At 67.2% G+C, this 6,608-nt stretch carries 8 protein-coding genes and 1 pseudogene; all 9 read left to right on the top strand.

The annotated features are described in order from the left end of the window. A pseudogene (locus ABZW74_RS23485) lies at positions 1-264 on the top strand (NUDIX hydrolase); the annotation flags it as partial. Positions 265-458: 194 nt separating this feature from the next. Beyond that, on the top strand, positions 459-1,376 hold the full coding sequence (gene pdxS, locus ABZW74_RS23480) for a pyridoxal 5'-phosphate synthase lyase subunit PdxS (protein ID WP_240862712.1): 918 nt from the start codon (positions 459-461) through the stop codon (positions 1,374-1,376). A 103-nt stretch (positions 1,377-1,479) separates the two neighbouring features. Further along, positions 1,480-2,433, top strand: coding sequence for a protein phosphatase 2C domain-containing protein (locus ABZW74_RS23475; RefSeq protein ID WP_240862714.1), 954 nt, complete (start codon positions 1,480-1,482; stop codon positions 2,431-2,433). 117 nt (positions 2,434-2,550) lie between these two features. After that, positions 2,551-3,252 carry a hypothetical protein gene (locus ABZW74_RS23470; RefSeq protein WP_240862725.1) on the top strand — a complete coding sequence of 234 codons (702 nt, stop codon included), beginning with the start codon at positions 2,551-2,553 and terminating at the stop codon, positions 3,250-3,252. A gap of 215 nt (positions 3,253-3,467) precedes the next feature. Then, positions 3,468-3,950, top strand: a complete 483-nt coding sequence (locus tag ABZW74_RS23465) for a helix-turn-helix transcriptional regulator (protein WP_240862716.1) — start codon at positions 3,468-3,470, stop codon at positions 3,948-3,950. A gap of 102 nt (positions 3,951-4,052) precedes the next feature. Continuing rightward, the gene (locus tag ABZW74_RS23460; RefSeq protein WP_240862718.1) at positions 4,053-4,907 is read left to right on the top strand and encodes an acyl-CoA thioesterase II; all 855 of its coding nucleotides are present in this window, start codon (positions 4,053-4,055) and stop codon (positions 4,905-4,907) included. Continuing rightward, positions 4,904-5,518, top strand: a complete 615-nt coding sequence (gene pdxT / locus ABZW74_RS23455) for a pyridoxal 5'-phosphate synthase glutaminase subunit PdxT (protein WP_240862720.1) — start codon at positions 4,904-4,906, stop codon at positions 5,516-5,518. The genes ABZW74_RS23460 and pdxT overlap by 4 nt, the downstream gene beginning before the upstream one ends. A gap of 117 nt (positions 5,519-5,635) precedes the next feature. Next, positions 5,636-6,391, top strand: coding sequence for a YebC/PmpR family DNA-binding transcriptional regulator (locus tag ABZW74_RS23450; RefSeq protein ID WP_240862721.1), 756 nt, complete (start codon positions 5,636-5,638; stop codon positions 6,389-6,391). Positions 6,392-6,404: 13 nt separating this feature from the next. Beyond that, positions 6,405-6,608 (top strand): hypothetical protein (locus tag ABZW74_RS23445; RefSeq protein ID WP_355279784.1); only part of this gene is annotated, 204 nt, incomplete at its 3' end.

Below are 6,608 nucleotides of genomic sequence, written 5' to 3'. Positions count from 1 at the left end.
CCCGCGACGCGGGAGGCCGCGGAGAACGCGGTCTCGGCGGCATTGGCGCGCGCCGACCCGCAGTCTCGACCGCCCGGACTGGTGGCCGAACTCGCCGACGCCGAGACCCGCGTGATGATGGCGCGCCGCTTCTACAACGACGCCGTGCGCGACACCCGCAACCTGGCCGAACGCCGGCCGGTGCGGTGGCTCCGGCTCGGCGGTCGGGCCCCGTTGCCCGACTACTTCGAGATCATCGAGCGCGGCGTCCCGGGCGGTCCGTGACCCATGTGCGGGTGCGGCGTGGATGGGTCGAGCCACGGTGGACCGCCGCCCCGTCGGCCCCCCGATCGCACTCACCTAGACTGGAGGTCGGATGTGTCGTGGTTCCGGTGCGCCGCGGCGTTCGCGGGCGGGGCCGGCGTGATGGCTGTGCACCGACCCGACACCGCACATCAGCGAGCAACAACTGAGGAGACATGGCAGTGAGTCACAACGGCGCGACCGTTCCCGAGGTCGGCCAGGGTACGGCGCGGGTCAAGCGTGGAATGGCCGAGATGCTCAAGGGCGGCGTGATCATGGATGTGGTCACCCCCGAGCAGGCGAAGATCGCCGAGGACGCCGGGGCGGTCGCGGTCATGGCGCTCGAGCGGGTGCCTGCCGACATCCGCGCCCAGGGCGGCGTGTCGCGGATGAGTGACCCCGACATGATCGACGGCATCATCGCCGCGGTCAGCATCCCGGTGATGGCCAAGGCCCGCATCGGACATTTCGTCGAGGCGCAGGTCCTGCAGAGCCTCGGTGTCGACTACATCGACGAGTCGGAGGTGCTGACCCCCGCCGACTATGCGAACCACATCGACAAGTGGCAGTTCACCGTGCCCTTCGTCTGCGGTGCCACCAACCTCGGGGAGGCGCTGCGCAGGATCACCGAAGGCGCTGCGATGATCCGGTCGAAGGGGGAGGCCGGCACGGGCGACGTCTCCAACGCGACCACTCACATGCGCAAGATCCGCGACGAGATCCGCCGCCTGACCTCGCTGCCGAAGGACGAACTCTACGTTGCGGCAAAGGAATTGCAGGCTCCCTACGAGCTCGTCGCCGAGGTCGCCGAGGCCGGCAAACTGCCGGTGACGCTGTTCACCGCCGGCGGTATCGCGACTCCGGCCGACGCTGCGATGATGATGCAGCTCGGAGCCGAGGGCGTGTTCGTCGGATCCGGAATCTTCAAGTCCGGCAACCCCGCACAGCGGGCGGCCGCCATCGTGGCCGCCACCACGTTCCACGACGATCCCGATGTGCTGGCGAAGGTGTCCCGCGGCCTCGGTGAGGCCATGGTCGGGATCAACGTCGACGAGATCCCGGCGCCGCACCGGCTTGCCGAGCGGGGCTGGTAACCGAGGTGATCGTGGGCGAATACCGGTGCGAGTGCACAATTGCCGCCGAACAGCCGACGTCCGGAGCTGTTTTCGGTCGGTCCACCGGTAGGATCTGCTGACCATGGATGCGGCGACAATCGTCCGGGACGACACACGGTCGGGTACGGACTTCGTGGGCGAGCTGCGGCTCGAATGGGCGGCGGCGTGCAACGTCGGTCGGGTGCGCGAGACCAACGAGGATGCCGCGCTCGCCATGCCGGGTATCTATCTGCTCGCCGACGGGATGGGCGGACACGACAGCGGTGAACTGGCCAGCGAGGCCGCCCTGTTGACGCTGTCCGAGGCGCCCGCCGCCGGTGACATCAACGACACCCAGGTCGCGCTGAACGACCTGCTCGCGCTGGCGCAGCAGCGAATCGGCGCGATCGACACCGAGAGTGATCGTCGTGCCGGAACGACGGCAACCGGCGTCGTTCTCGTCACCGACGAGGGCCGTCCGCACTGGCTGGTGGTCAACATCGGCGATTCGCGCACCTACCGGTACCAGAACGGCACCCTCAATCAGCTCACGACGGATCACTCGCAGGTGCAGGAGTTCATCGAGGCGGGCTTCCTGACCCCGGAGCAGGCGCGCACCGATCCACGCCGCAACGTGATCACCCGTGCCCTCGGCGCGGGAATGATCGATCCGATCGCCGATTTCCGCAGTACGCCGGCGTATCCCGGTGATGTCCTCCTCATCTGCAGCGACGGTCTGACCGGCGAGCTACCGGACGAGGAGATCGCCGACATCCTGCGTGAGGCGGGCAATTCCGAACAGGCCGCGCAACGGCTCGTCGATGCGGCACTGGCGCTCGGTGCCCACGACAACGTCACCGTGATCGTGGTGACCGCCCACGATTCCGTCTCGACACTCGAGAACCCGGCCATCGTGGTCGAGGATCAACCGACGACCGTCGACGGTGCCGGAGTGGACGGCGCCGGAGTGGATGGCGCCGGAGTGGATGGTGCTGCGGTGGACGGAACTGACGGGCAGCTCGACGGACACGGGCCGAGCGCCGCAGACGCAGACTGACCCGGGGGGAATGCGGGAATGACGATTTCAGGTCACGATCGGCCGTCAGGGGACAACCTGGCCGGTGGTGCCGATTCCCGTGCCGACGCACTGGCGGGTCCGCCCGACGACGGGTCGATGACCTATGTCGAGTACTGCGGCGAACGCTTTCCGCTGGAAGCCGACCACCGATTCTTCATCGGTCGCGAGGCCGACCTGTCGATCGACGACAACCCCTACCTGCATCGCCGATTCCTGGTCCTGCACAACGAGAACGGACTGTGGTGGCTCACCAATCTGGGCACGCATCTGTCGGCGAGTGTGTCGGCGGGTGATGTCGGGTTCTCGGCGACGCTGGGGCCCGGTGCGCGTATGCCGCTGGTGTTCGGGGAGACGACCGTGGTCTTCACCGCAGGTCCGACCACCTACGAGGTGAGCGTGTTCGCGCGCGCCCCACAGGTGCGGTCGGTGACGCGCCCGGAGTTCGACGGCGGTCGGACTACCCAGGGTGTGCCCACGCTGACGGAGAGCCAGAAACTGCTGATCGTCGTTCTCGCCGAAGAGATCCTGCGACGTGAGGGCACCGGTTCGAGTGCGATCCCGTCTTCGGCGCAGGCCGCCGGACGTCTGGGGTGGCCCCTCACCAAGTTCAACCGCAAGCTGGACAACGTCTGCGACAAGCTCGATCAGCTCGGCGTGAGCGGGATGCGGGCCGGTGGCGGCAAACTGGCCAGCAACCGACGCACCAAGCTCGTCGAGTACGCGGTTGCGTCACGGATCGTGACCCGCGAGGACCTCCCGATGATCGACGAGGAAGCCGCGCGCAACGCCGCCACTTGAGCCGGTGTGCCCGCCCGGATGGGTAGTGGTTGGGTACCGACCGGACCGGCCGGGTTCTTACCCCTTCTGACCTGCGGCTATGGCATGGGTAGTTCTCCCCATGCCGAGGGGAGTTCTCCCCATCGACCGGACTTGGGAACGCTCATAATCTCTAACTCACAAGCGACGGAAACCCCGTCCGACGACAGAGACCAGTGAGTGAAGAGGACATCGAAATGACTGCAATCGCCCATCACATCCCGCAGTACCGTCCCGCCGATGCCCCCCGTTCCGACGCCCGCCGTCAGGCTGCTGCTGCCGCCCGCCGCCAGGAGGCGCTGGCTCGTCTGGCCGCCCGCCGGATGCCGCTGCCCGGTCAGCCGGTGGCCGGCATGGCCGCGGCCGATCGGCCGCAGGGGCGACTGATGGCGATCGTGCCCGGGCTCGAGGAGCAGAACGCGGGCCGCGAGGAGCCGCAGCGTCCCGAACTGCCCCGTCCGAGCCTCACCGGCCGCGAGGTCGAGGTTCTGCGCACCTGGATGCTGGTGGACTCCAAGCCGGCTGTCGCACAACAGCTCTTCATCTCGTTGGGCACGGTCAACACCCACCTGACCCGCATCCGTGCGAAGTACGCGGAGATCGGTCGTCCGGCCCCGACCAAGGCGTCGCTCGTGGCGCGCGCCGTGCAGGACGGCCTGATGACCCTCGACGAGCTGTGAAGCCGGCCGGTCCAACGATTCGACTTGATTTGTGTGTCGGGTTTCCGCGGCGGTCGGGGCCGCGGAAACCCGGGCACGCGTTGGTAGGCGATACTTGACGGCGTGGCAGCCATCGAGGACATCCTTCAGGTCGAGCGCATCGAGACCGACATCTATCGCGGCCCGGCATTCCCGAGCCATCTGCAGCGCACGTTTGGTGGGCAGGTGGCGGGGCAGGCGCTGATGTCGGCCACGCGGACAGTCGACGACGAGTTCGGGGTGCATTCGCTCCACGGATACTTCCTGCGGCCCGGCAACCCGGACCTTCCGGCCGTCTTCCTGGTCGACCGGATTCGGGACGGTCGGTCGTTTGTGACCCGGCGTGTCACCGGGATCCAGAACGGCGAGGCCATCTTCACGATGTCGGCCTCGTTCCACGTGCGCACCGACCAGGGCTATTCCCACCAGGACAAGATGCCACCGGTGCCCGCGCCGACCGAGCTTCCTGATCGCCTCGACGAGTTCTCCCCGGAAGAACGCGCGGTCTTCAAGGAGTGGAAGAACTTCGACATCCGGGTCGTCCCGCGCGCGCAGATGGTCACGTCGGACTACTTCGCCGCCCAGCAACGCGTGTGGTTCCGGTATCGGCATCCGTTGCCCGACGACCAGGTCTTCCACGTCGGCACCCTGGCCTACATGAGCGACATGACGCTGCTCGGTTCGTCGCGCGTGCCGCATCAGGAGTCCAATCCGCAGGTGGCGTCGCTGGACCATGCCATGTGGTTCATGCGCGAGTTCCGCGCCGATGACTGGCTGCTGTACGACCAGACCTCGCCGTCGGCCGACGCGGGTCGAGCCCTGACCCAGGGACGGATCTTCGACCGGTCGGGAACCCTTGTGGCGGCAGTGACGCAGGAGGGTCTCGCGCGAACGGGTCGCGAGATGCCCGAGGATCAGCACGCCCGGCGCGATCGGTGAACGCGGCCCCGCGCATCGGTGTGCTCGCCCTGCAGGGCGACGTTCGCGAGCATGTGTATGCGCTCGAGGCGGCGGGCGCGCGGGCGGCCCCGGTGCGTCGAGCCGCCGAACTCGGCCAGATCGACGGTCTCGTCATCCCGGGTGGCGAGTCGACGACGATGAGCAGACTGCTGGGTGTGTTCGACCTGTTCGATCCGCTCCAGGAGGCGCTCGCCGACGGGTTGCCCGCATACGGGTCGTGCGCGGGCATGATCATGCTCGCCACCACCATCTTGGACACTCGGCCCGATGCGCGCCATCTCGATGCCCTTGATATCACCGTGCGCCGCAACGCTTTCGGGCGTCAGGTGGAGAGTTTCGAGACCGACCTGGAGTTCCGCGGGATCACCGATGTCGCGACGGCCGAACCCATGCGTGCCGTCTTCATCCGCGCGCCCTGGGTGGAGTCGGTGTCACCGGAGGTCGAAGTGCTGGCCCGCGTACCCGACGGTCCGGCGGCCGGCCGTATCGTCGCGGTTCGGCAGGGCGACGTGCTCGCGACGTCGTTTCATCCCGAGGTCACCGGCGATCGTCGCGTACACGAATATTTCGTGACGATGGTGCGTCGGTAAGATCGATCGAGCGACAGGTGCAAGTGCACTCGACAACGAACGGCGCCGTGGGATCATCGTCGGCGCGGGTGATGACACCCGCGGCGGCACCGGGCGTGTGGAAAGGATCACCAGGTCATGAGCGGCCACTCCAAATGGGCCACCACCAAGCACAAGAAGGCGGTCATCGACGCCAAGCGCGGCAAGATGTTCGCGAAGCTCATCAAGAACATCGAGGTGGCCGCCCGGACCGGCGGTGGTGACCCGGCCGGCAACCCGACGCTGTTCGATGCCATCCAGAAGGCAAAGAAGTCGTCGGTGCCCAACGACAACATCGAACGCGCTCGCAAGCGCGGCGGTGGCGAAGAGGCCGGCGGCGCCGACTGGCAGACCATCATGTACGAGGGCTACGGCCCCAACGGGGTGGCCGTGCTCATCGAATGTCTCACCGACAACCGCAATCGCGCGGCCGGTGAGGTCCGTACCGCGATGACCCGCAACGGCGGCAACATGGCCGACCCGGGATCGGTGGCCTACCTGTTCACACGCAAGGGCGTGGTGACCCTCGAGAAGAACGGTCAGAGCGAGGACGACGTCCTGATGGCGGTCCTCGACGCCGGCGCCGAGGAGGTCACCGACCTCGGTGAGTCGTTCGAGGTGGTCAGCGAACCCACCGATCTCGTCGCGGTGCGCGCGGCACTCCAGGACGCCGGCATCGACTACGACTCCGCCGAGGCCAGTTTCCGTGCGTCCGTCGAGGTCGCGGTCGACGCCGACGGGGCCCGCAAGGTCTTCAAACTCATCGATGCGCTCGAGGATTCCGACGACGTGCAGAACGTGTACAGCAACGTCGACATCAGCGACGAGGTTCTTGCGGAGCTCGACGCGGACTGATCCGAAGAGTCTGGTGACCGCCGCTCTGACCTGGGTAGATGCCGAGGAACCAGCCGTGGTCGTTCCACCAAAAATAGGGGAGGAAGTTTCTTCCGCGAGGTTCGTAGTCTTCCGCGAGAATCTTCGCGGGGAGGACACCAAGGGTAGGGGAAGAGAGTTCTTCCCCTACTTTTTGTGGGCGCGTGTGCCTGGCATCGAGTTCGGCGGAACGCGACGA

It is taken from the genome of Gordonia sp. NPDC003585 (assembly GCF_040610755.1).
Lineage (GTDB): Bacteria > Actinomycetota > Actinomycetes > Mycobacteriales > Mycobacteriaceae > Gordonia.
Note: the sequence above shows the minus strand (reverse complement) of the source record. Positions and strands in the feature narration are given on the sequence as shown.

Excerpts from the sequence above, each read along its gene's own strand:
- pdxS (WP_240862712.1), top strand. The coding sequence starts at position 459 with ATGGCAGTGAGTCACAACGGCGCGACCGTTCCCGAGGTCGGCCAGGGT.
- ABZW74_RS23475 (WP_240862714.1), top strand. The coding sequence starts at position 1,480 with ATGGATGCGGCGACAATCGTCCGGGACGACACACGGTCGGGTACGGAC.
- ABZW74_RS23470 (WP_240862725.1), top strand. The coding sequence starts at position 2,551 with ATGACCTATGTCGAGTACTGCGGCGAACGCTTTCCGCTGGAAGCCGAC.
- ABZW74_RS23465 (WP_240862716.1), top strand. The coding sequence starts at position 3,468 with ATGACTGCAATCGCCCATCACATCCCGCAGTACCGTCCCGCCGATGCC.
- ABZW74_RS23450 (WP_240862721.1), top strand. The coding sequence starts at position 5,636 with ATGAGCGGCCACTCCAAATGGGCCACCACCAAGCACAAGAAGGCGGTC.